Below are 24,458 nucleotides of genomic sequence, written 5' to 3' on the forward strand. Positions count from 1 at the left end.
CCTGCGCCCCGCGCGCCGTGCCCCGTGCGCCGTGTCTGGCTTTTTCGCCCCGTTTGGCCATTTCGTCGCCCCGGCCATAATCATCTCCGCCCCGCCTTCCCTGCTGTCATCGGGCCGCAAGCCTGCTATGCTGGTTCCGTGTCGCGGTCCTGCCCGGCCCCGCCCGGTCCAGTTCGGTCCTGCCCGGTTCTGTGCGGTTCTGTGCGGTCCTGTTCGGTCGAGTCCGGTCCTGTTCGATTGTTCCGCATCAGACCGATTGGACCCGATTGGACACGATTCGGCCCGCTTGGACCAGCCCCGCGCCGCTTTGCAACTATCGCCGCCATCCCACAGCCCGGCCCACCGCCGGATGAAGGAGTTTCGCATGTCGTCCCAGCCGTCTGCCACAGCCTCTGGTCCCGCCGCCAGCCCTGCCGACGCCCATACCCCCGAAAGTCTGCGCGCCCTTTTCCCCGTGGCCGGGCAGCCCCTGCCGGAAGCCGCCCACGCCTTCGCGCCCATAGAGCAGCGCACCTGCCTCATCGACGGCAAGCTGGAGGAATGGCCCGGCGAGATGCAGCAGGTGTTTTCGCCCATCGGGGAAGTTGACGGTGCGGGCGGCTTCGCTCCGCGCCTGCTGGGCAGCTGTCCCATTCTGGACGAGGCCGCCGCCCTGCGCGCCGTGGACGCCGCCGACCGCGCCTGGGCCGACGGCATGGGCGCATGGCCCACCATGGGCGTGGCAGAGCGCATCCGCCACGTGGAGGATTTTGCCCGGCGCATGGCGGCGCGGCGCACCGAGGTGGTGCGCATCATGATGTGGGAAATCTGCAAGTCGTGGCAGGACGCCAGCGGCGAATTCGACCGCACCATGGAGTACCTGCGCGACACCATCGACGCGCTGAAGGATCTGGACCGCGCCTCGTCGCGCTTTGTCATAGAGAAAGGCATCTACGCGCAGATCCGCCGCGCGCCGCTGGGGCCGGTGCTGTGCATGGGGCCGTACAACTACCCGCTGAACGAAACCTTCTGCACGCTGATGCCCGCGCTTATCATGGGCAACCCGGTCATCGTGAAAACGCCGCGCCTGGGGCGGCTGCTGTATTCGCCGCTGATGGAAGCCTTCCGCGACGCCTTTCCCGCCGGGGTGGTCAACATCCTGCACGGCGACCGGCGCATCGTGAAGCCCATCATGGCGTCGGGGCGCATCAACGTGCTGGCGTTCATCGGGTCCAGCACGGCGGCGGACGCGCTGCGCCTTGCCCATCCGTACCCGCACCGGCTGCGCTGCGTGCTGGGGCTGGACGCCAAGAACGCGGGCATAGTGCTGGACTGCGCGGACATGGACCTGACCGTGGCCGAGGCGCTGCAAGGCTCGTTTTCGTTCAACGGGCAGCGCTGCACCGCGCTGAAGATGCTGTTCGTGCATCAGAAGCGGCTGGACGAATTTCTGGCCCGCATGGACGAGGGCATCCGCAAGCTGCGCATCGGCATGCCGTGGGACGAGGGGGTGCGCATCACGCCGCTGCCGGTGCCCGGCAAGTCCGCCTATCTGGACGACCTGGTGCAGGACGCCGCCGCGCATGGCGGCAGGGTGGCCAACAGCGGCGGCGGCTCCCACGCCGAAACCCTGTACCACCCCACGGTGGTCTGCCCGGCCACGCCGCAGATGCGCGTGTACCACGAGGAGCAGTTTGGCCCGGTGATACCCGTCATCCCCTTCACGGACATAGAAACTCCGGTGCGCTACGTGGTTGGGTCGCAGTATGGGCAGCAGCTGAGCATCTTCGGCAACGACCCGGACGACGTGGCCCGGCTGATCGATCCCATGGTCAACCAGGTGTGCCGGGTGAACATCAACAGCCAGTGCCAGCGCGGGCCGGACACCTTTCCCTTTACCGGCCGCAAGGATTCTGCCGAGGGCACCCTTTCGGTCAGCGATGCGCTGCGCTGCTTCTCCATCCGCACGCTGGTGGCGGCCAAGGGCACCGACGCCAACAAGGAAATTCTGACGAGCATCATCCGGGACAGGCGGTCGAACTTCCTGTCGAACGATTTCATTCTGTAGCGGGACGGGCGGTTGCGAGGGGCGAATCCGGGAGAGCGGGGCGCTGCCCCGCACCCCTGTAGCTCTGCTGTCCTCATCCGTAAGGTTCGCGCTGCGCGCTCACCAACGGCTGAAGCAAGGGAGCCGCGTGCGTTGTGATCGCCTCCGTAAGGCTCACAAGCTCGTCAAACGGCTGCCGTCCCCTTGACCTCCCTTTTGGGGGGGAGTGGGTAGCAAATCACAAGGCCCGCCGGATACGGCGGGCCTTGTGGCGTTCTGGAGAAAGGGGAAGCGTGAGGAGGAGAGGCTGCGGAGACACGGCGGATGGCTCCCCGTCACCCGACATCGAGCCGGACCTACTGGCCCTTGCGTTCCTGCAAGTGCCTGCCGAGCACCGTCTTGATGAGCGCCTGCCGCGATACGCCAAGGGTCTTGGCTTCCTTGTCCAGCGCGTTCACCATCCACAGCGGAAAGTCCACGTTGACAGTCTTCTTCTCGCGGTTGGGATGGCGGATGGCGCTGGTATCCAGAAAGGCGGTGATGTCCTCGCCTTCGTCAAAGCGGCGGTCGAATTCTTCAGTGGAAATTTGCTTGGACATACAGTGCCACCTCCTCTTTTCTCGCCCGTTTTGCACTGTAGGCAAGTTGGCGAGGTGTGTCAGCCGAATAGCCGATTCCTCATTCAGGCCGCCAAGTGTGTGTGAATTGTTAGTACGAGTATAAATGTTAACATTGGCATTTACGGCATTTAAAATTGATGCTATTTTCAATAAAAAAAGCGATAATTGTCATTTTTATAACATGGGCAAGGGGATGTTGTGATTGACATTAGTTCGGCAAGAGTTGGAAGGTTTGTCGTTCATCACGTAGGTAACAAGCTAAGAGAAGAAGGCTACATATTATCTTCGAAGGAATCTGCTGCACAGGCTGACCTTTGTGAGCTTCTCCTTAAGCACTACCTGCTTCCGCTGTCGCAACAAACAGATTTTTTTGAATTTTTTCATGAATCCGATCTGGGCCTTAATGAATTGTATAGGTATTCTTCGAATGTTTTTAAAGATAATGAGTCATTTTTTGAGCAGTCTTGTAATATTGCGAGGCATTTATACAGTGTATCGACGCACCCAAACGTTTCAGAAGGTGAGTTAATAATTATTTTGTTTTTGGGTATTCGACTCGGTGAGTTGGCAATGGATGGATTGGCGATTCTAAAGATGGAGAACAAGGATAGCTATCTTGATGTCGTTGATGAATTTGGAACAATTCAGTTGATGACAAAGTACGGAATTTCATTGAATAAAATACAGAAAGGGTGCCTTGTGTTTTCAAGTGGCAATAGCGTAGTTGCTATTGATAATTTGAGTAAAAAAACTAAATACTGGAATGATTCCTTTCTTAAAATAAGGCCACAGAGAACGATGGATGCTTGTGCAAAAGCTGGTGGCACAATTTTAAAGTCTATCGCAGCTAAGGTGCAGGATGGCTCAGAACGGATATCGTTGAATAAAAAAATAAAGGATGAAATCTCATCTAACCACTCATTGTCGTTGGGTGAACTTATCGATATTTCCAAAGGTTTTGTAAGTGAGCGTGCTATTTCTGGGATTGTTGAGGGTGTGCGCGGAGGTGTGGGGTTTGATTTGTCTGATGGGCTACAGATTGATTCAGGGGCACTCCTCCCATATGTGCGGAAGATGGCTAGTAAAATATGCATAGCAAAGGGTGTTAATATTGTTGTTTCAGATCATCTGGTGAGTATTTCAGATGTTTCAATTGAGCCGCGTGTAGGCGGTTTTCGCGCAATTATTGATATGAAGGTTGAGGAGGGTGAATAATGGGAGGGGAGTTATCAAAAAAATCTGGCGAGATTGGCGAAGATATTGCGCAAAATTTGCTTGCTCAGTTGGGGTGGAAGTTAACGTTGGATAATTTTTCGGTGGCATGCAACAATGATTTGCATATAAATAAAAATGGTAATTCTAAGGTGAGCCATGGTGAAGATAGGGTTTATATTTATCATAACCCGTTTCATGATGACTCTAGTGAAATAGTTCATATATCGGTTAAGCATACTCTGAATAAATACCCGTCAGGGGCAACGCTGAAGACGCATCTAAAAGAATACATAAGCGAGCTTCAGGAGACGATCGATTGCGCTAGGTATAGTCCAGAGCTTAAAACTGCGATTTCATCACACGTGCTTCGGAAAAACAAGAAACATTCTGGTCTATTAGTTTGGGTAAGTAGCCATCCGGATGAGGTGAATAGAAATATTATTCGTGACTTAGTGAATGTGCGTTTAGATTGTGAGTGGAAGTACCCGGTGTACTTAATTGACAATGCCAGGGCCCACTTTCTTGCTAACGCGGTTAGTGGGGCGAAAGAATGCTTTAAAGCTGAAGAGGTGGAGTTTTTTTATCCACAGATGGGCACAGCTATTACTGCAACTGAGCCAAGATCTGGATTTTTTTTACCACTTGAGCTTGTCGCGTCTGATATCCTCCCTGTATTATATAAAGATAGTGAGCGTGTTGAACTTGTGTTTTATGCAAATCAACATTTCTCATTGGATGCGTATACGAAGCTGCTAACGTATGCTATGCGTTTCTCATATGGCCTTGTATCAAGAATAAGAATAGGAATGCCTGACTTTAATCCTGCATATCATGGAAATGACGTAAAGTCTGCGAGAATGAAATTTTCAGATAGGCGTGAGGAAATTGTCCCGTTTTGTTTTAATAAAACCATTCTTAATCCTGCTAGTGAAGATTGATATGAAAAATCAATTCGATTTGAATTCAAATATTCTTTCCGGGGCTGAGCTTAGAGTCCTTCTTAATAGTGATCACATTTCATATGGTGAGGTACAAACAACGCTAAAAGAGAAGGGGGTTTTTGTCGGAAGTATCGACAAGTCAGTAACAGTGCCGTTGCTGTCTGCTATGCTTTTAACACCAGATAATTTTTCTAGGCTTATCGAAGCAAGTGTCGTGCGTGAGTCTAAGCTTAAAACAAAGATATCTACACTTCAGTTAATAAATAAAGACGTGGACTGGCGTACTCCATTGCGGGGTGATATTTTTGATGACGATGTGATTCTTATTGAAGAATCTGAAAATTTGAATTTTGTAGAGTCTCCGGATGTAGTGATTGAAGGTAAAAGTGTAGTGAAAATACAATATGTAGTTGTAAAAAAAGATTATAGCAAAGACTGGTTGGAGAGAGAGATAAAATTTTGCGGGGACGTTTGTGTAAGGCAAGTCGGTGATTCGCTTGCTTTGGAGTTCTTGTCACACCATACTGCAAAAGAAACGGAAAGTATTAATCGTAAGATAATTTCATTGGTTTCAAAAATATTGAATACTTCTGGGGCAACGAGTTCGGTGACACCCCAAGGGATAAATTTTGATTCTTTTGATAACATAGAGCGGATTCGTTTCTTTAAAAGGTTGACATCAGGCATGCCTCCGCGTTTAAAAGTTGGGAACGTGGATAATATGGATATTGTGCTTGATGAAGCAGCGCCGGAACTTCCTTCGGATCCTCAAATTGCTTGGATGAAAAATGCGGTTAAGGGGTTAAAAATTGATGGGGAAAGGCTCAATAATATTTTTCTGATTGCAGATGAGATGTATTACCAGTACTACCACGTGCGAAAAATAGATGTAGAGTTTGACTTTAGTTTGGGCGCGAATTCAGGGTCATGTGGCGTTTGTTTTTCTTTTAGTGCTCCAGCACGCACAGAGGGTGCATATAAAAAGGGAGAATTAGCGTATTCATTTGTTAAAATTGTATATGACAATGCAGTAAACACAGAGTCAAAGAAGAATATTAATAGCGATCTTGAAATAATTATTAAAGAACTAATCAATAAGCACTATAAGAGTATGATCGATGAGAGGGGTGTGCCCGCAGAGTAATAAGAGTATTACATTGGGCTTTCGAGCCAAGTAGCCTCATGTGGCGGGTGCTGTCGCACGGTTCTTGGATCTTACTTTAGGGGAGACTCGCGGGTCATTACATCCCCATTTCTTCCCCCTTCCCATCCTCCAACGGCAAGTCCAGCTGCCAGATATCCTCGTCGTAGTCCTTGCTGACGATGAAGCCGACTGACCGCGCCAGTTCGGCCATGGACTTGTTGTCGCCAAGGGCAGCGCCCACAATGCGCTTGGTGCCGCGCGCCTTGCAGTAACGGATGATCTTCTGCATCAGCAGCTTGCCCAGGCCCTGCCGCTTCAGGTCGGATCGAACGGCCACGGCGAATTCCGCCTCGCTGTTGTCGGTGCTGACCATGGCCCGCACCACGCCCAGCGTGCGCACCACCCCGTCGTTGTCCGGCCCCTTGGCGATGAAGGCCATTTCGCGGTCGTAGTCGATCTGGGTCAGCTTCACCATTTCGGCGCGGGGCAGCTTGGCCACGTTGCCGAAGAAGCGGAACCGCTTGTCCTCCGCCGATAGGCTCTCCACGAATTCCCAGTGCTCCGGCTCGTCTTCCGGGCGGATGGGCAAGAGATCCACGTGCCGCCCGTCGCGCAGGGCCACGCATTCCTCCAGCTCGCGCGGGTAGGGGCGGATGGCCAGCTGGTCCGTGCCGGTGGTGGTGGACCAGGCAATGCGCATGTGCGCATCCAGCGCCACCACGCCGTCGGCATCCACGAACAGCGGGTCTATCTCCAGCTCGAATATCTCGGGAATGTCGATGATCAGCTGCGACACCTTGCACAGCAGCAGGCGCACGGCGTCCAGATTCACGTGGGCCTTGTGGCCGCTGCCGCGCAGCAGGCGGTACACCCGCGTGCGCGATACCAGTTCCTGCGCAAGGCCCATGTTCAGCGGCGGCAGGGCGGTCTGGCGGTCGGCCAGCACCTCTGCCATGGAACCACCCTGCCCGAAGTGGATGATGGGGCCGAACACCGGGTCGGTGGCGGTTTCCACGGCCAGTTCGTGCGCCCCGGCCAACCGGCACATGCGCTGCACGGCATAGCCTTCCATGCGCGCGCCGGGCACCTGGTCGCACACGTTGTTGGCGGTGGACAGGGCGGCGTCCATCACCTCTTCGTCGCTGGCAAGGTTAAGGGCAACGCCCCCAGCCAGCGACGTGCGCGGCACGTCGGGCGATTCCACCTTCAGCGCCACGGGGTAGCCTATCTCCGCCGCGGCGGCCACGGCCTCGCGCGGGGTCTTCACGTGGCGCGTCTCGGCCACGGGTATGCCATAGGCGGTGAGCACGGCGTGGGCCTCTGCCGGGGTCAGCAGCATGCGCTTGGCCTCCAGCGCGTCGTTCACCACCATGCGCGCCGCCGTCACGTCGGGGTTGAAGGCCTCCGGCAGCGAGGGCGGCGTTTCCATCAGGGTGTCCTGGTTGCGCCGGTACTCCACCATGTTCAGGAAGGCCCGCACCGCGTTGTCCGGGGTGAAGTGGCTGGGCACCCCGGCGGCGGCGAACTTGCGGCGCGCCCCGGCGGCGTCGTCTATGCCCAGCCAGCTGGTCAGCACCGGCTTGCGGCTGCGGCGTGCCACTTCGATGACCGCGCCCGCCACGTCGTCGCTGGGCATGGAAAAGGTGGGCACGTGCATCACCAGCACGGCGTCAACGCCCCGGTCGTCCAGAAGTATCTGCAACGCTTTCGCGTACATGGCCCCGTCGGCGGAACTGCGCACGATCAGCGGGTTCCAGTACGACCAGTCGCGCCCCAGTTCGTTGTCCAGCGCCTGGCAGGTCTCGTCGGAAAGTTCGGCCAGCTTGCCGCGCCCCTGCAACAGGGCGTCGGTGGCCAGAAAGCCGGGGCTGCCGCCGTTGGTCAGGATGGCCAGCCGGTCGCCCTTCAGCGGTTTGGCAAGGGCCAGCGTTTCCACCGTGTCGAACATGGCGTCGATGTCGGCCACCCGCAGCATGCCCGCCCGGCGGAAGGCGGCGTCGTACACCTCGTCCGCGCCCAGCAGCATGCCGGAATGCGCGGCAGCCGCAGCCGCAGCCGCCTCCGACCGCCCCGCCTTGATCACCAGCACCGGCTTGTTGCGGGCCAGCGCGCGCGCGGCGGACATGAAGCGCCGGGCGCTGTCGATGGTCTCTATGTACAGCAGCACGGCGCGGGTGTTCACGTCGCCGTTCAGGTAGTCCAGCACGTCGTTGAAATGCACGTCGTACCGGTCGCCCAGGGCGATGAAGTGCGAAAAGCCGATGCCCTTGGACGTGGCCCAGTCCAGAACGGACGTGAACAGCGAATCGGACTGCGAAAGAAAGGCCACCTTGCCGGGCAGCGCCTCTCGCGGGGCTAGGCTGGCGTTCACCCCCACCGACGGCGTGATGAACCCCAGGCAGTTGGGCCCCAGCACCCGCACGCCCCAGCGCTGCGCGGCCTGCAACAGGGCGGCCTTCTGCACTTCGCGGCGTTCTCGGTCAAACCGGAAGAACCCCCGGCTCATGATTACGGCGGCGCGGGTGCCGCGCTTGCCCAGGTCTTCGATGTAGCCGGGAATGGTTTCGGGCGGGGAACAGATGATGGCAAGGTCCGGCGTCAGGGGCAGGGTGTCGATGGCGGTGTGGCCGGGCATGCCCGCCACGGCCTCTCCCGTTTCGTTCACCGGCAGCACCGGCCCCAGAAAGGTGCCGGACATCAGGTTTTCCATGATGACGCAGCCCGGCTCGCCCGGCGTGGACGTGGCCCCGATGACGGCCACGGAATTGGGTTTGAACATCTGTTCCAGGGACGATTGCGTGGCCACCGTGCGAACCCCCTTCCGTCGTGCCGCCGCGTGCGGGCAGGTGCGGGCGCGCCGGGCGGTTGCCCGGCGTCGTGCGGTGCGCGGTTGCGGCGGCCACGGCGGTGTCGGCGCGGTCGGGGCATGGCGCGGGCGGGGCGCTTGCTGTTGCCCCGGCGTGCCGTCCCCGTCCGGTGACGGGCCGTCCTGCGCCGTTCATGGGGCGCACCATTTTGGGCATTCTTTCCGTCCACCGGCAAAAAGTCAATTTCACCGGCGCGGGATGACCGTTCACCGAAAAGGGGGTGGCGCACGTCTTCGCATGTTTGCGGTGCCCGGCTAGACAAGGGCTGTGAGCCGCGCCCCGCCGCAACACAAGCAGGGCCGCCACGCAAAGGCCGGAAAACCGGCGTACCGCCAAAAGAACGGGAGGCAACGGCATGAGCCAGAACAAGTCCGACAAGATCGAAAGCATGATGGACGAAAAGCGCCTTTTCGCTCCGCCCGCCGCGCCTTCCGGTGAACGCCGCCGCCCGCACGTGAACGGCATGGACGAGTACCTCGCCCACCGCGAACGCGCCGACAAGGATCCCGAAGGCTTCTGGGGCGACCGGGCAAGGCAGCTGCTGGACTGGTTCACCCCGTGGGACAAGGTGATGGACGCGGACATGAACGAGCCGCGCATCGAATGGTTCAAGGGCGCCACGCTGAACGTGGCGTACAACTGCCTGGACCGCCACCTGGTCAATGGCCGCCGCAACAAGGCCGCCATCATCTGGCAGGGCGAGCCGGAAGACGACGTGCGCGTGCTGACCTACCAGATGCTCTACGACGAGGTGTGCCGTTTCGCCTCCGTGTTGCAGGGCCTGGGCGTGCAGAAGGGCGACCGCGTTGCGCTGTACATGCCCATGATTCCCGAACTGGCCGTGGCCATGCTGGCCTGCGCGCGCATCGGGGCGGTGCATTCCATAGTTTTTGCCGGGTTCTCGGCGGTCAGCCTGCAGAACCGCATCCAGGACTGCGAGGCCAAGGTGGTGGTCACGGCGGACGCCGTGCTGCGCGCCGGGCGGTCCATCCCGCTCAAGGTCAACGTGGACGAGGCGCTGAAGGACTGCCCCAGCGTGGAACGGGTGGTGGTGGTCGACCGCGCGCACAGCAACTGCGCCATGCGCGAAGGCCGCGACATGTGGTGGCACGAGGCCATGGCCGACCGCACGCTGGATACGTCGTGCCCGTGCGCCAAGATGGATAGCGAGGACATGCTGTTCATCCTGTACACCAGCGGCTCCACCGGCAAGCCCAAGGGCGTGGTCCACACCACCGGCGGCTACCTTGCCTACGCGGCCCACACCACCCAGTGGGTGTTCGACCTGCATGACGACGACGTGTACTGGTGCACCGCCGACATCGGCTGGATCACCGGGCACAGCTACATTGTGTACGGCCCGCTGGCCCTTGGCGGCACCACGCTGATGTTCGAGGGCGTGCCCTCGTGGCCGGGGCCGGACCGGTTCTGGCACATCGTGGAAAAGTTCCGGGTCAACATCTTCTACACCGCGCCCACGGTCATCCGCGCTCTGATGCGCGAAGGCGCGCACTGGACGCAGAAGCACGACCTGTCGTCGCTGCGCGTGCTGGGTTCGGTGGGCGAACCCATCAACCCCGAAGCGTGGATGTGGTACCACGAGCACATCGGCCACAGCCGTCTGCCCATCGTGGACACCTGGTGGCAGACCGAGACCGGTGGCATCATGATTTCCGCGCTGCCGTACGCCACCACGCTGAAGCCCGGTTCCGCCACCATGCCGCTGCCCGGCATCGACGCGGCGGTGGTGAAGGCCGACGGCACCCCCTGCGGCCCCAACGAGGGCGGCCACCTGGTGGTGCGCAAGCCGTGGCCCGGCATGCTGCGCGGGGTGTTCGGATCGCCCGAGCGGTACAAGTCCACCTACTTCGAACGCTTCCCCGGCATGTACGAATCGGGCGACGGCGCCCGCACCGACGAGGACGGCTACACCTGGGTCATGGGGCGGCTGGACGACGTGATCAACGTCTCCGGGCACCGCATGGGCACGGCGGAAGTGGAGTCGGCCCTGGTGTCGCACCCCGCGGTGGCCGAGGCCGCCGTGGTGGGCATGCCCCACGCCATCAAGGGCGAGGCCATCTACGCCTACGTCACCCTGTCGGCGGGCACCGAGGAAACCGAGGAACTGCGTGCGGCCCTGCGCACATGGGTGCGCAAGGAAATCGGCCCCATCGCCACGCCGGAGGTCATCCAGTTTGCCGAGGGGCTGCCCAAGACCCGCAGCGGCAAGATCATGCGGCGCATCCTGCGCAAGATCGCCTCCGGCGCGGGTTCCGACTTCGGCGACACCTCCACCCTGGCCGATCCGGGGGTGGTGCAGGATCTCATCGAAGGCCGTGTCCAATTGACCGGACATTAATCATAGCAAGATGGGGCGCCCCGTTTGGCGGCGGGGCGTTCCATCCGCCGGCACCCACACCCGCGCCGGACGTGCGGCGATGTCCGGCGCGGGTGGCCGGCCACTACGGGGAGGCGCGGCTAGTATCGCGCCCCCTGAATGTTCTTCCCCCCTTCCCGCATAAGGAGGCGGACCGGTGATGCCGGTCCGCCTCCGACGTTTTTCTGGCGGCTGCGGCGACGGGGCATGGCGGCGTTGCCGCACGTCTCGTGTCGCGCCGTGCCGATCGGGCTCGTCAGCGTGGGGCAAAAAAACTAGCCCGGTTGCCGCGTGTCGTGAAGGGATGCTACGTTGGCGCATGGTTCCGGAATTTTTCGGTCCGGCGGTCGGCTTGCCCCGGTCTTGTCGTGCCCAGCCCGGAGCATCCACCCGTCAGTGCCGTGCAGCGCCCCTTTGGCCGTGCCACCAGATCCATCGACACCCCAGGAGGTTTCCATGCGCGTGTTCCCCTTGCGTCAACTCCGTGCTCCCGTCCGTTCCGCGCGTTGCTTGCGCCCCCGCCGCGCCGTCCGGCTCCGGGTCATTCGGCTTTCACTGCTCTTGCTGTCGCTGGCGATGCTGACGGGATGCGCATGCAGGCAGCCGTCCGCCGAGGCCGGGGCGAAGGCCGCGCAGGTTTCCCCCGCAGAATCCCCCCTGCTGCTGGAGCACCCCGCCACCGGCGGCATGCTGTACTCCCGCGAGCCGGAACTGTTGCGCCGCTACACGAAGTTTCAGGTGGAGCACGTGGTGCTGCGCGAGGAACGGCCCGAGACGTTCCGGGGCGCATCCCTGGACGAAAAGGCGGCCATGGTCTTCATGACGCATGATATTTTCGTGGATGCGCTGCGGCGCGGCGGGTGGGAGGTGACCGACACGCCCGGCCCCGGCGTGGCCCGGCTGCGGCTGATGATCTTCGGCATGCAGGCCACCGAGGTGGTGCCCAGCGATGCCGCCTACGACACCCCCTTCGGGCGTATCGACCTTTCGCGGCTGGACGATTCGGGCCGGGCGGCGCTGATGGGCAACATCACCATCGGCGGCGAACTGACCGACGCGGAAACCGGGGCGCGGCTGCTGAGCTATGTGGAGCGCTGCTCCGTCACCGGGCTGGACCCGTTGCGGGCCTTTGGCCGCTGGGACGCCGCGCGCAGCGGGGTGGAGGCCAGCGCCGCGTCGCTGGTGCGCGGGTGGAACCGCCTGCACGGAAGATAGCGTTTGCCGGATTGCGGCCTGAAACACCACCAGCCACGCGGCGTTGCCTCGTGGCTGGTTCTTTTTTGGCGATGTGGCGGAAGGCGGGTGGGGGCGGGAACAGGTGGCCGACCTAGCCCTGACAGGTGGGCGGGGCCGCCTCCGCCGGAGTTTCCGGCAGGGGCAGGCGCAGGGTCACCGTGGTGTCGCCGGGCTGGCTGTCGATGTCGATGAACCCGCCAAGGGCGGTGATGACGCCCACGGCCACGGACAGGCCAAGGCCCATGCCGCGCCCAACGGGCCGGGTGGAAAAGAACGGCTCGAACACGTGGGGCAGCACTTCGGACGCGATGCCGTGGCCCGTGTCGTGAAAGGCGATGCACATCTCGCCGCCCGATGGAGGGGAAGAGGGGGACGGGCCAGATGAGGGAGACGCGGACGCGGCGCTTTCCGGGGGGGCGGAACTTGCGGAAAGCGGAAACTCCACCCGCACGGTAACGGCAAGCTCGCGCTGCGCCAACGGGGGCTGGGCGTATTCCACCGCGTCCAGCGCGTTTTCCGCCACGTGCACGAACACCTGGCGCAGTTCCACGGGTGGGGCCACCAGCAGGGGCGTGTCCGGCGGCACGTCCAGCCGCACCGCCACCCCCAGGTCGGCGGCGCGGTCGGCCAGCAGGCGCAGGGCCTCGCCCAGCAGGTCGGCCATGCGCACCGGGCCGGGGCGCGGGTCCAGCCCCTTGCCGAAGAACAGCAGCTTGCGGGTTATCTCGCGCACGCGGCGGCTCTGGGCCTTGATCTTGACCACGGAACGGCGCATTTCCGCCGCGTGCGGGCTGGATGCAAGGTCCGGCTCGTCCAGCAGGTCCTCTATCCAGCCCGCCGCGTTGGTCATGATGTTCACGGGGTTGTTGATCTCGTGCGCCACGCCTTCGGCCAGCCGCCCGATGGAGGCCAGCTTGCCCGCCTCGATCATGCGGGCGTTTTCTTCCTGGCGCAGCTTGCGTTCGTGGGCGGCGCGCAGTTCGCGCACCAGATCGTCGATGTCGGCGGGCTTCAGCAGGTAGTTGAACGCCCCGTGGCGCATGCCCTCAACGGCGCTGCGCACGTCCGACGAGCCGGTCAGCATCAGCGCCTCGACCAGCGGCAGGCGGGCCTTCATGCGCCGCAACAGGTCTATGCCGCTGGCGCCGGGCAGGCACACGTCCAGCACGGCCACGTCGAATTCTTCCCCGGCGTCCAGCAACGCCAGGGCGGATTCGGCGTCATAGGCGGTGCGCACGGCAATGCCGCGCGCACGCAATCGTTCGGCCAGCAGTTCGGCGAAGGCCGTCTCGTCATCCACGAGCAGGGCGCGCATCATGCTTCCCTCGGATATATCCGGAATCCGCCCCGGGCATCCCTGCGGATGCCCCGGCCCCCGGAGACCCCCCGGAGACCCCGGGCGGGTGCGGCCCGCCGCTACTTCTTGTCTTCGTCCAGGATCTTGCGGGCGTTGTCGAAGTCGCCGGCCTGCGCAAAGGTGGCGGCCACCATGGCGTCCTCGACCTTTTCGCGGAAGGCGCGGCGGATGTCGCGCACCAGGATGTCGATGTCCACGGGCTTCTTGTGGTACTCGAAGGCGCCCAGGCGGCGGGCTTCTTCCTCGTCCTTTTCGGTGCCGTGGCCGGTCAGCACGATGACCTGCACCTGCGGGTAGGCCTTCTTGACGCGGCGCAGCACTTCCATGCCATCGATGCCGGGCATGCGCAGGTCAAGGACCATGACGTCGGGCACCTCGCCGGCGGACACCATCTGCAGGGCTTCTTCACCGTTCAGGGCAACGGTGGCCCCGGCGTCGCGCATGGACATGCGTTCGGCCAGCGTGCGGACGAAATTTTCCTCGTCGTCCACCAGCAATACCTTGATACCCTTCATGACTGCTCTCCTTCGGGTTCGGGTGAAACTCGGTCCGCAAACCCGCGCGGCGGTGGCGAAGCCGCCGCACGGGGCACTAGCTGTGTTCTAGATGGGCACGACGCCGTAGCACACGGCCACGTCGCCAAGGCCCACGTTGTCCAGGAAGCTGTTGTGGATGACCCGGCGCGCGGGGCGCACGCATCCCATCATCTCCAGGGCCACGTCGTGGCAGTCGGCCTCGGCGAAGGCCACGGCCGCGAAGACATCCTCAAGCCGCCCGGCGCATGCGGCAGCGGGGGTTACGCCCGCCATGCGCATGGCCTCGTCGTGGTCCGCCGCATCGGCGAAGGCCACGGCCGCGAAGCAGCGTTCCAGCGTTTCACGAAGTGTTGCCATACGTTCCTCCGTTGTGCCGTGGCGGCAGAATGTTGCCGCCGCGTGAGACAAGTGTTTCAGGAGAGCAGTTGGCTATATCGTAGCTGAAACCGTTGCAACGCGAAAGCGGAAAATATGGCGCCGCATCATGCGGTGCAGTTGGGGCAGGGCAGAAAAAAGCGCAAATGCGCGGCTTCAGCCTGTCGCACCTCTGCCCCGCAGGCCTGCATGCATCGTGCTGTGTCGGCACTGGTCGTGGAAAGCTCCGTCGCGCCGGAAGCGGCCCGCGTTCCGGGCGGGGTGAAGTCCATCTCCACGCCGGGCACACCGTCGTGCAGGGCCGCGCGCAGCACCAGCGCCCCGCCGGTGGCGGGCCGGGAACTCCGGGCGGCCTCGCCCGCCATGTCGTCTGCCGGGCCGCCGGGCAATCCCTCGCCCAGGCAGCAGCGCACGGCGCGCAACAGGCTGGCGCGCAGGGGCAGGCCGGGGGCGTTCACGCGCACCGCCGGGCCATCCCCTTGCGAAAGTTCCACCCCGCGCATGGCGCAGCCGCGCCGGGCCAGGGCCACGAATTCCTCCAGCACCGCGCCAAGGTCGCGGGGGCCCTCGCCGTCCTCTTCCCAGGCGTGGGCCAGGCGGTTCAGGTTCCATGCCAGGTCTCCCCCGCGCGCCACCTGTTCCTGAATCAGCGAAAGCATGGTGCACAGCCGGTCGCGGTGGGGCAGCCCTTCGCCGCACAGGGACACGAGGTCCTGCATCAGCCCGGCGGATTCGCGGATCACCGCCAAGGCGTTCTGCAATTCGTGCGTGGCCGATGCGGCAAGGCGGCCCACGCATTCGTGGGCGGCGTCATCCCCCGCCGTGGCGGCGGGGACGGCCATGTGGATGGTGTCGTCGTGTGCCATGCCGTGTTTCCTGTGCGATACGTTGTGCCGGAGTGCGTGCATCCGGGGCTAGCTGTTGCCCTGGGCGGCCTGCGCCAGCCGTCCCGCCTCGTGCAGCTTTTCCAGCAGGTCTTCCAGCCGCAGGGGCTTCATCAGGTAGTCGAAGGCGCCCAGCTTCATGCCCTCGATGCCGTCGCGCGCGCTGCCGTGCCCGGTCAGCAGGATGACCTGCACGCCGGGGTGCCCGGCCTTGATGCGGCGCAGGGCCTCGGTGCCCTTGATGCCGGGCATCATCAGGTCCAGCACCACCACGTGGGGCGGGTCAGCCTCCACGGCGCGCAGGGCCTGCTCGCCATCGGTGGCGATGCGCGTGGCCATGCCGCGCAGCGACAGCCGTTCGGCCAGGGTCGTGACGAATTCCTCTTCGTCATCCACGAGCAGAACCTTCAGTTCCTGCATGCTTAGCTCCCGAGGGTGGCCGTTGGCGCGGCCTTCACGGGCAGGAAGACGGTCACGGTGGTACCCGCGCCCTCCTTGCTCTGCACCGCGATGTCGCCGCCAAGGCGCCTGATGATGCCGTAGGTTATGAACATGCCAAGGCCGGTCCCCGAGGTCTTCTTGGTGGTGAAGAACGGTTCGAAGATGTGCCGAAGCACCTCGTCGGACATGCCCTTGCCGTTGTCCTTGATGGACACGCCCACCGTGTCCGGGTCGCGCAGCCAGGTGGCCAGCGTCACGGACCCGCCGTCCGGCACGGCGGCGAAGGCGTTGTTCAGGATGTTCAGGAACACCTGCTGCAACTGGCCCCGGTCCGACGCGATGCGCGGCATGGCCGGGTCGAGGCTGACCGAGGTGGTGATGGACCGGTGCAGCGCCTCCTGCTCCAGGAAGCTCATGGTTTCCTTGAGCACGTCGTTGACGTCCAGCTGCTCGATGTTCACGTCCATGCGGCGCGAAAAGCCCAGCAGCCGGTGGGTGATGGACCGGCAGCGCTCCACCGAGCGCAGGATGGCGTCCACCAGCGCGCGGAAGCGGTCGCGCTCCGGAAAGTCCTTGGCCAGTTCCATGAGGTCGGAGGCCAGGCCCGCCTTTTCGTTGATGATGGCCAGCGGGTTGTTGATCTCGTGCGCCACCCCGGCGGCCAGCCGCCCGATGGAGGACAGCTTCTGGGTGTGCTCCATCTGCACGAAGGCGGCGATGCGCCGCTCGTCGCTGGCGCGCATGCGCCGCACCAGGAGGTCGGTCAGGCCGAAGGCCACGGACAGGATCAGCGCCACGCTGGTGACGAACAGCAGTATCAGGTCGCTGCGCAGGGTGGTCCATGGCTTGAAGATGTCGGCGCGGGGCTTCACCGCCATCAGCACGAAGTCGGCGTGCTGGAAGTAGGTGTAGGTGATGAACACGTCGCGCCCGGCGGGGTCGGTGGTCTCCAGCGTGGCCGTTTCATAGGTCATGGGCGGCATGGGCAGGGGCAGCTGGTCCAGCACGGCGCCGTAGAAGCGCGATGCGGTCTGGAGCACCCCGGCGGTGTTCACCAGAAAGGCGTCGCTTTCCGGCTCCAGCCCCATGGAGGCGATGAGCCGGTCGAACTGCCCGGTGTCGATGGTGGCGCGCAGCACCCACGAGTGGCCGTCGTCGGTCATGCGCTGCACGGCGATGACGATGTGCGGAAAGCGCCGGAAGCCCATGAACACGTCGCTGACGTACACGCCCTTGACCCGCGTCTGCTGGTACCAGTCGGCGCTGGAGTAGTCCTTGCCCTTCAGGTTGTACGGGCCCACGTAGCTTGCGTGCACGCCGTTTTCATTGATGAGCCCAAGGTCGATGAAGCCGGGAAATTCGCCCTTCACCGCGCGGAAGATGCGGTTCAGGTTGCGTTCGTCCGCCAGTTCCGCCGGGGTGTACACCTGCGAGATGAGGCTGACGGTGGAGGCGCGCTCGGCCAGGAACAGTTCGAAGGAATGGCGGGTCTTGTTCACCAGCCCGCGCACCGGGGTGACGATTTCGCGCGTCAGGGTGGCGCGGTACTGGTGGTAGTTGATCACCGACAGGATGAGCAGCGGCACCACGGCGGCGGTGGTCAGCAGCAGGGTGATCTTGCGGCGCAGGGCCTGGTAGCGTTCCGGCGCGATTTCTTCCGGCACGTCCAGCGCGGTGCGGAACAGGCTGCGGAAACGTTCCAGGCGGCTCATGCGTCGCTCCTGTGGAACAGGATGTCGCCGGGGCGCAGCACGTCGGCGCGAAACCGGGCAATGGCCTCGTCCACCGGGCCCATGACGTTGTCGATGACCTCAATGCGCTTCCAGCGCAGGTACTGCCAGAACTCGTCGTCGATGCCGTTGCAGATCACCGCGCGCACCTTTTCTTCCAGCGCGATGCGGCACAGTTCCTCGGACGAGGCGTGGGCCAGCAGCACGCTGGAACGGGAAAGCTCGGCGCCGTCGGCGTCCAGGTGCACCAGCAGGGCCTCGCCCGCCAGGTCGAAGCGGGGGGCTACCTCGTTACGGTACAGGGGTATGAGCAGGGTGGCAGGCATATCAGCACATCCCGTACTGTTTCATCTTGCGCCACAGGGTGGAACGGCCCCAGCCCAGAAGTTCCGCGGCCTCGCCCCGGCGGTTGCCGGTGCGTTGCAGGGCGTCCGCGATGAGGCGGCGTTCCAGGTCGCTGACGCTGGCCCGGGCCAGTGGCTCGGCCATGTCGACGGCGGCCTGCGCGGAACCCTGCGCGTCACCGGGCGCGCCGGAGGCGTCTGGCACGCCGGGAATGCCGCGCCCGGCCCTGCGCTCGCGCTCGGCGCGGCGGGCTTCTGCCTTGGCCTGGAAAAGATACGCGGGCAGGTGCGCGGGCATCACCGTTTCACCGGGGCACAGGGTGACGGCGTATTCGGCGATGTTGCGCAACTCGCGCACGTTGCCCGGGAAGGGGTAGTCCAGCAGGGTGCGCAGGGCCTTGCCCGAGCAGCCGCGCACGGTCTTTTTCATCCGCGCGGCAAAATGCCCCATGAAATGGTTGAGCAGAAATTCGATGTCCTCGCCCCGGTCGCGCAGGGGGGGCAGGTGCAGGCGCACGGCGGACAGGCGGCGGAACAGGTCCTCGCGCAGGCGGCCTTCGGCCACCAGCTGTTCCGGGTCGCGGTTGGTGGCCACCACCAGGCGCACGTCGCACGCCACGGGCTCTGTGGCGCCCACGGGGTAGATGACCCCCTCGTCCAGGAAGGCCAGCAGGCGGCCCTGGATGGACAGGGGCAAATCGCCGATCTCGGTGAGGTACAGCGTGCCGCCCTGGGCCAGGCGGAACCGGCCCGGCTTGTTCTCTTCCGCGCCGGGGAAGGCGCCCTTGCGGTGGCCGAACAGCTCCGATTCGGCCAGAAATTCGGGCAGGGACGACAGGCTGGCCTTCACGAACGGCTCGCGGGCGCGGGATGACGCCTTGTGCACGGCCTCGGCCAGGGTGTCCTTGCCGGTGCCCGTCTCGCCGGTGACCAGCAGGGGGCCGTCATTCTGTGCCACGGCGGGCAGGGCCTGGAACACCCGTTCCATGGCCACGCTGCGTCCCACCAGCGGCCCGAAGGCCTCGCCCTTGGCGGTCTTTTCCTCAAGCTCGCGCACCAGCGTCAGGTCTTCCACGGCGTGCAGCCAGCCCACCACGCGGCCATCGGCATCGCGCAGGGGGGACATGCTCATGCGCACCGGGATGCGGCGGCGATGGCGGTTCAGGATGTCGCCTTCCTGCGCGGGGGGCAGTTCGCCGTCGTCCATCATGTCGTAATGCGCGCCCGACGCCGTGGCCACGGTAACCCCCGATGCGGTGGTCAGCGGGCGGCGCAGCGGACAGCGGTGCAGGCAGATGCTGGCGCGCAGGGCGTGGCGGCAGGGTATGCCGCGCACTTCCGCCGTGGTGAACCCGGTCAGGGTTTCCAGCGCGCGGTTCATCAGGCGGATGGAACAGTCGGTGTCCAGCAGGGCCACGCCCACGGGCAGGGCGTCCAGCATGGCCGCCAGGTCCACCGGCAGGGGCGAGATGCCCGACACGTGCGGCAGCGGCGGCGCGCCGTGACGTGCGGGCGACCCGGCGCGGGGCCGGATGCTGTGCGGGGCTGCTGGGCCTGTCTGCTGCGTGGACACGAAGCACCTGTTCCGTCGTTGCGCGTTATGCCGGGCGCTGGGTGAGGACACGGGGCGTCCGGCGTCGGGGGTTGCGGTCCGGGGCGCCGCGTCGCACCCCGGACCGTTGCCCATGGCAGTTCCACGGGCGGCACATTTTTGCAAGCGGCTGTGCCGGGCGCGTTTCAGATCGGAATGCCTAGTGGCCGCCGGAGCCGAAGATGCCCGACGCCGCCACGGTAAGCACGATGACTTCCAGCACGGCGATGCCTGCCATCAGCGGTTCCTTCTTCTTGAGGAAGGCGGGGATCAGCGTCAGGTAGCAGATGATGGTCATGCCCGCGAGCAGCACGATGCCGATGAAGTTCAGGAAGTCGCCCTGCAGGATCAGGGTGGCCCAGCCCCAGCCGGTGGGCACGTTGCCCTGGGCCAGGTACACGCCCACGCGCTGGCTCCACAGCTGGGTGATGACGTCCAGCGGAATGTGCGGGGGCAGGATGCCCAGCACGTAGATGAGGTAGGTGACGATCATGATGGCCAGCGAACCCCAGCAGCCGTAATAGAGCAGGTTGGCGTAGGTCACCTGTTCCGGAGACGCCTTGACGGACTGATTGGACATGTCTGTTTCCTCCTGTGTGCCGGGCTAGATGCCGAGGCCCTTGAGCAGCGCCTTGCCGCCAGAGAACAGCAGCACGCCGATGACCATGTAGCGGATGAACTTGGGCTTGGCCACGGCCAGCAGGCGCACGCCCACGAACGAGCCCAGCATCAGGCCGATGATGGAGGGGATGGCCATCAGCGGGATGACGCAGCCCTGGTTCAGGTACACCCAGGCGGCCGAGGTGTCGGTGATGGACAGCAGGAACTTGGAGGTGCCCACGGCCACCTTCAGCGGCACGCCCATGAGCAGGTTGAGCACCGGCACGTTGGCCCACCCGGCGCCCAGGCCGAACATGCCCGCCATCAGGCCGATGACGATGAACAGCAGCAGGCCCGGCAGGGTACGGTGGGTCTTCCAGTCGATGACCTCGCCGGTGGAGGGTTCGATGAACACGCCGTCCATGCCGAGGGCAACGCTGATGGCGTCCTGCTTCTTCACTTCGGGTCGCACGGTGTTCTTGGACACCAGCAGCAGCACGGCAATGAACAGGATGGTGCCGCCAAGGCAGATCTGCACCACGTTGGTGGGCAGGGCCAGGCCGACCATGGCCCCCACGATGGAGCAGGCCGAGGCGATGAGCGCCACCGGCAGGGCCAGGCGCAGGCTGGCCAGGTTGCGCTTCAGCAGGCCGGGACCAGCCGCCAGCGCGCCCGCCAGGGCCACCAGCAGGCCCGCGCCGCGCACGAAGTCGAGGTGGAACGGAAAGAACCCGCTGACCAGCGGCACGAACAGCACGCCGCCGCCCACGCCCGCAAGCACGGCGATGATGCCGAGAATGAAACAGAAGAACAGCAGCGCCGTGGGCCAGAACCACCACGGATGGCCGTCCGCCGGCATGGCTGCGGCGACGGTGGAGGCGACGTCGCCCCCAGATGCCAGCGCGGGAAGGGCCCAGCACAGCACGAGCAGGACCGCAAGGACCGCCGGGCCCCAGAACCTGACTTTGGTAGCGGTGTTCATGTCGGTAATGTCCCCTTTTGAAACATTGAAACATTAATGAAACAACAACTCGCCATCGCGGTCCGCAATCCGGGGGGATGTTTGGCCTTCCTGCCCGGTGCTGCGGCGCGCGTTGCGTCCAGTTTGCCAGCAACACACCGAAAGTCGGGGTGTTGATCTGGGACTCGCCTGAATTTGTGATTGCTGTAACAAGTTTCGTGCCATCAATGAGCGCTTGCCAAACATAGGGAAAAGGCCTAGTTCACGCACATGGACGGCAGAAATTTTCCGCATACCGGCAACAAATTGCCGGGCGATGGCCAGGATGGTCCTCATTTCGAAACGTTGCAGAACGGAACAGGGTTTCTCCTGTTGTCCGGAGACATGCTGCGCCTGAAACAGCTGGCGGTTCAGGTGGCCTCGTCGGACGCGCCCATCCTGATCCACGGAGAGACGGGCACCGGCAAGGAACTGTTCGCGCGGCTCATCCACGACATGAGCGTGCGGGCGCGCAAGCCTTTCGTGGCCGTGAACTGCGGCGTGCACGAGGGCGAGCTGTTCGCGGACAAGTTCTTCGGGCACGAGCAGGGGGCCTTTACCGGCGCGCATCGCACCAGTCAGGGCTGTTTCGAGCTTGCCGGAGACGGCACGCTGTTTCTGGACGAGGTGGGAGAGATTCCGCCCGCCAACCAGGCGGACTTTCTGCGGGTGCTGGAAGAGCGCAAGTACCGGCGCATCGGCGGGCAGCGGGACATTCCGTTCCAGGCGCGCATCATTGCCGCGTCCAACCGCGAATTGCCGGACATGGTGCGCGAGGGGCGGTTCCGGGCGGACCTGTTCTTTCGCCTGAACGTGATCCCGGTGTCGCTGCCGCCGCTTCGGGCGCGGCGCGAGGAGATCGTGCCGCTGGCCCGGCATTTTCTTGCCCATTACGCAGAAAAGTACCACCGGCACGGGCTGCGCTTTCGCCCGGAGACCGAGGCGGGGCTGAGCGGCTATCCGTGGCCGGGCAACGTGCGCGAACTGAAGAACCTGGTGGAGCGGCTGGCCCTGCTGGCCCCGGATGGAGACATCGGGCCGGAGCACCTGCCGCTGGAACTGCGGTCGGCTGTGGCCCTTGGGGCGGCGGGCTTGGGCGGGGCGGGCGGATACGCCGGGGGCGGCGTGTCCGGCGTTGCATCGGGCGGGGCGGGGAACGGCAACGGGAACGGCAACGGCGGCGGCATGCCGGGCGGAGACCTGGCCATCCATGCCGTGCACCCGGCGGGCATGGGCGAAGACCTCAGTCTGGATGTGGCCCGGCGCGAGGCCGAGGTGCGCGTGATCCTGAAGGCCATGCGCGCCAGCGGTGGCAACAAGGGCGAGGCCGCGCGCCTGCTTGGCGTCAGCCCGCGCACCCTGCGCTACAAGTTCAGCGAGTACGGGTTGCGGTTCTAGCGGGAAGCGGGCGGGGCTGGATGATCGGCCCGGTCAGGCTTGGAAACTGAGAAAGGGCCGCAACTTTCGTTGCAGCCCTTTATTCTCGTGGTGCCGAAGGGGAGAGTCGAACTCCCACTCCCTTGCGGGAACTAGACCCTGAACCTAGCGTGTCTACCAATTCCACCACTTCGGCGCGGAGGAGTCGTATAGCCACAGGCGGGTGAGCTTGGCAAGCGGTTTTTTTGCCCGGCGTAAAAAAAGATGCCGATATATATGAATGGCGGGCGTCATTCCGGCGCCAGCCCGTTGCTGGCGCGGCAGCGGAATTGGCGACTGGCGCGGCACAGGGACGATACCTGTCGCGGCACAGGGCAGTTTTGGGCGGGGCACGCAGCGCATGCCGGTGTCGCCCTGCCGGTGTTGTCCTGCCGGTGTTGTCCTCCCGGACGGGTTCTGGCCATTCCCCTGGCGTGTCTCATCCCCTGACCCGCACCGTGGCCCGTCTCCCAGCCCCGTACGTCGACACATACGCCAGCCTGTCCGCCCCCCGTCCGTTCCTGCTTCGTTCCTCAGCAGTTCCTTCACCCGGGCCATTGTCCGGGTTCTCGTCCGCCCTTGCCGCCCCGGCCCGCGTCCGGCCGTGCCCGCCCTTGAACCCGCGCGCCGTTTGGGGTAGCACGAGACGGCGCGGTGCCGGAACGTCAGCCCCGCGCCGTCAGCCGTTCACGCGGCCCCGCGCCGCATGCCCGCTGCCGCACGGCATGCGCCGCGCACCATTCCGCCGTCACGAGTATTCATGGAAATCGCACGCGAATTACAGGAAATAGGCCTCGACCTCTCGCGGGGCAGCTGCGTCACCGTCGGCAACTTCGACGGCGTGCACAACGGCCACCGCAAGCTCATCGGGCGGGTCATGGCCAAGGCCGCCGCGCTGGGCGTGCCTTCGGTGGTGGTCACCTTTTGCCCGCATCCCCTGCGGGTGCTGGTGGGGCCGCACACCCCGCCGCTGATCACCGACTACGAGAAGAAGCTGGACCTGTTCGAGGCGCTGGGGGTGGACCTGACCCTGATGCTGCGCTTCACCCGGGAGATGGCCGCGCAGGAGCCGGAAGAATTCGTGCGCCGCGTGCTGGTGGACGCCCTGCACACGCGCGAGCTGGTCATCGGCTACGATTTTTCGCTGGGCAAGGGGCGCAAGGGCAACTTCGAACTGCTCCAGCGCCTGGGCAAGCAGTACGGCTTTGCCACCGAACAGCTGGACCCCGTCATCATCAACGACGCCGTGGTCAGCTCCACCCGCATCCGCGACCTGATCCGCGCGGGCGACGTGTGGGACGTGCGCCCGCTCATGGACCGCTTCTACGCCATCCGGGGCAAGGTGGTGCGCGGCATGGACCGGGGCGGCAAGCTGCTGGGCTTTCCCACCGCCAACATGGAACCGCGCGACGAACTGATGCCCAAGCCCGGCGTGTACGCCACCTGGGTGCTGATCGACGGGCAGGTGTACCAGGGCGTGACCAACGTGGGCTTCAACCCCACCTTCGACAACGCCCGGCTCAGCGTGGAAACGCACATCCTCGACTTCGACCGCGACATCTACGGCTGGGAAATCCGCGTCTCGTTCGTGCACCGCCTGCGCGACGAGCGCAAGTTCTCCGGCCTGGATGAACTGGTGACCCAGATCCGCCGCGACGTGGACCTGGCCCGGCAGATACTTTCCGCGCCTGACGCGCGCCTGTAGTTTTCCGGCGGGATGCGTCCCGCCGTGCGGGACGATTCGCCGGACTGCCGGAC

Annotated in this window: 20 protein-coding genes and 1 tRNA gene; 8 read left to right on the top strand and 13 right to left on the bottom strand. The window is 63.7% G+C overall.

What is annotated here, in order from left to right:
* Positions 1 to 364 precede the first annotated feature (364 nt).
* Positions 365 to 2,047 (top strand): aldehyde dehydrogenase family protein, encoded by a 1,683-nt coding sequence (locus tag K6142_RS08390; protein WP_190244350.1) that lies wholly within the window; start codon positions 365 to 367, stop codon positions 2,045 to 2,047.
* 335 nt (positions 2,048 to 2,382) lie between these two features.
* Here K6142_RS08390 and brnA read toward each other — a convergent pair whose 3' ends face one another.
* Positions 2,383 to 2,625 (bottom strand): type II toxin-antitoxin system BrnA family antitoxin, encoded by a 243-nt coding sequence (gene brnA, locus K6142_RS08395; protein ID WP_190244351.1) that lies wholly within the window; start codon positions 2,623 to 2,625, stop codon positions 2,383 to 2,385.
* 219 nt (positions 2,626 to 2,844) lie between these two features.
* Here brnA and K6142_RS08400 point away from each other — a divergent pair, with 219 nt between their 5' ends.
* Genes K6142_RS08400 through K6142_RS08410 form a run of 3 tightly spaced genes read left to right on the top strand, consistent with a single transcriptional unit; the run spans position 2,845 to position 5,946 of the window.
* On the top strand, positions 2,845 to 3,861 hold the full coding sequence (locus K6142_RS08400) for a nucleoid-associated protein (protein WP_190244352.1): 1,017 nt from the start codon (positions 2,845 to 2,847) through the stop codon (positions 3,859 to 3,861).
* The gene (locus K6142_RS08405; protein WP_190244353.1) at positions 3,861 to 4,799 is read left to right on the top strand and encodes a hypothetical protein; all 939 of its coding nucleotides are present in this window, start codon (positions 3,861 to 3,863) and stop codon (positions 4,797 to 4,799) included. Before K6142_RS08400 ends, K6142_RS08405 begins: the two co-directional genes overlap by 1 nt.
* Position 4,800: 1 nt before the next feature.
* Positions 4,801 to 5,946: a hypothetical protein gene (locus K6142_RS08410; RefSeq protein WP_190244354.1), complete on the top strand. Its 1,146-nt coding sequence runs from the start codon at positions 4,801 to 4,803 to the stop codon at positions 5,944 to 5,946.
* Between the two features lie 97 nt (positions 5,947 to 6,043).
* Here K6142_RS08410 and K6142_RS08415 read toward each other — a convergent pair whose 3' ends face one another.
* A complete protein-coding gene (locus K6142_RS08415) occupies positions 6,044 to 8,725 on the bottom strand; it encodes a bifunctional acetate--CoA ligase family protein/GNAT family N-acetyltransferase (protein ID WP_190244360.1) in 2,682 nt (893 codons plus the stop codon).
* Between the two features lie 443 nt (positions 8,726 to 9,168).
* On the opposite strand from K6142_RS08415, the gene acs reads away from it, so the two are divergent.
* Together acs and K6142_RS08425 are read left to right on the top strand one after the other, a co-directional pair.
* On the top strand, positions 9,169 to 11,172 hold the full coding sequence (gene acs / locus K6142_RS08420) for an acetate--CoA ligase (RefSeq protein WP_190245989.1): 2,004 nt from the start codon (positions 9,169 to 9,171) through the stop codon (positions 11,170 to 11,172).
* Between the two features lie 594 nt (positions 11,173 to 11,766).
* Positions 11,767 to 12,405 carry a DUF3313 domain-containing protein gene (locus tag K6142_RS08425; RefSeq protein ID WP_223290480.1) on the top strand — a complete coding sequence of 213 codons (639 nt, stop codon included), beginning with the start codon at positions 11,767 to 11,769 and terminating at the stop codon, positions 12,403 to 12,405.
* A gap of 112 nt (positions 12,406 to 12,517) precedes the next feature.
* Here K6142_RS08425 and K6142_RS08430 read toward each other — a convergent pair whose 3' ends face one another.
* The 10 genes from K6142_RS08430 to K6142_RS08475 all read right to left on the bottom strand — a co-directional run bounded on the left by K6142_RS08430 (position 12,518) and on the right by K6142_RS08475 (position 21,266).
* A complete protein-coding gene (locus K6142_RS08430; protein ID WP_223290479.1) occupies positions 12,518 to 13,744 on the bottom strand; it encodes a sensor histidine kinase in 1,227 nt (408 codons plus the stop codon).
* Between the two features lie 98 nt (positions 13,745 to 13,842).
* Positions 13,843 to 14,298, bottom strand: a complete 456-nt coding sequence (locus K6142_RS08435) for a response regulator (RefSeq protein WP_012612892.1) — start codon at positions 14,296 to 14,298, stop codon at positions 13,843 to 13,845.
* An 87-nt stretch (positions 14,299 to 14,385) separates the two neighbouring features.
* Positions 14,386 to 14,676, bottom strand: a complete 291-nt coding sequence (locus tag K6142_RS08440; protein WP_012612891.1) for a hypothetical protein — start codon at positions 14,674 to 14,676, stop codon at positions 14,386 to 14,388.
* Positions 14,677 to 14,801: 125 nt separating this feature from the next.
* Positions 14,802 to 15,560, bottom strand: a complete 759-nt coding sequence (locus K6142_RS08445) for a sensor histidine kinase (protein ID WP_223380809.1) — start codon at positions 15,558 to 15,560, stop codon at positions 14,802 to 14,804.
* Between the two features lie 48 nt (positions 15,561 to 15,608).
* On the bottom strand, positions 15,609 to 15,998 hold the full coding sequence (locus K6142_RS08450; RefSeq protein ID WP_190245597.1) for a response regulator: 390 nt from the start codon (positions 15,996 to 15,998) through the stop codon (positions 15,609 to 15,611).
* A gap of 2 nt (positions 15,999 to 16,000) precedes the next feature.
* Complete coding sequence (locus K6142_RS08455; protein ID WP_190245596.1) at positions 16,001 to 17,731, bottom strand: PAS domain-containing sensor histidine kinase; 1,731 nt, start codon at positions 17,729 to 17,731, stop codon at positions 16,001 to 16,003.
* Positions 17,728 to 18,075 (bottom strand): NifB/NifX family molybdenum-iron cluster-binding protein, encoded by a 348-nt coding sequence (locus K6142_RS08460; protein WP_190245595.1) that lies wholly within the window; start codon positions 18,073 to 18,075, stop codon positions 17,728 to 17,730. The genes K6142_RS08455 and K6142_RS08460 overlap by 4 nt, the downstream gene beginning before the upstream one ends.
* A 1-nt stretch (position 18,076) precedes the next feature.
* Positions 18,077 to 19,666 carry a sigma-54 interaction domain-containing protein gene (locus tag K6142_RS08465; RefSeq protein ID WP_190245594.1) on the bottom strand — a complete coding sequence of 530 codons (1,590 nt, stop codon included), beginning with the start codon at positions 19,664 to 19,666 and terminating at the stop codon, positions 18,077 to 18,079.
* 178 nt (positions 19,667 to 19,844) lie between these two features.
* Positions 19,845 to 20,264, bottom strand: coding sequence for a DUF1634 domain-containing protein (locus K6142_RS08470; protein WP_190245593.1), 420 nt, complete (start codon positions 20,262 to 20,264; stop codon positions 19,845 to 19,847).
* Positions 20,265 to 20,288: 24 nt separating this feature from the next.
* Complete coding sequence (locus K6142_RS08475) at positions 20,289 to 21,266, bottom strand: sulfite exporter TauE/SafE family protein (protein WP_012612884.1); 978 nt, start codon at positions 21,264 to 21,266, stop codon at positions 20,289 to 20,291.
* Positions 21,267 to 21,629: 363 nt separating this feature from the next.
* Here K6142_RS08475 and K6142_RS08480 point away from each other — a divergent pair, with 363 nt between their 5' ends.
* Complete coding sequence (locus tag K6142_RS08480; RefSeq protein WP_411722703.1) at positions 21,630 to 22,682, top strand: sigma-54 interaction domain-containing protein; 1,053 nt, start codon at positions 21,630 to 21,632, stop codon at positions 22,680 to 22,682.
* Between the two features lie 88 nt (positions 22,683 to 22,770).
* Here K6142_RS08480 and K6142_RS08485 read toward each other — a convergent pair.
* Positions 22,771 to 22,857: transfer RNA gene (locus tag K6142_RS08485), tRNA-Leu, on the bottom strand.
* 603 nt (positions 22,858 to 23,460) lie between these two features.
* On the opposite strand from K6142_RS08485, the gene K6142_RS08490 reads away from it, so the two are divergent.
* Positions 23,461 to 24,405, top strand: a complete 945-nt coding sequence (locus K6142_RS08490) for a bifunctional riboflavin kinase/FAD synthetase (protein ID WP_190245591.1) — start codon at positions 23,461 to 23,463, stop codon at positions 24,403 to 24,405.
* Positions 24,406 to 24,458 lie beyond the last annotated feature (53 nt).

The organism is Nitratidesulfovibrio sp. SRB-5, assembly GCF_019931275.1.
Taxonomy (GTDB): Bacteria; Desulfobacterota; Desulfovibrionia; order Desulfovibrionales; family Desulfovibrionaceae; genus Cupidesulfovibrio.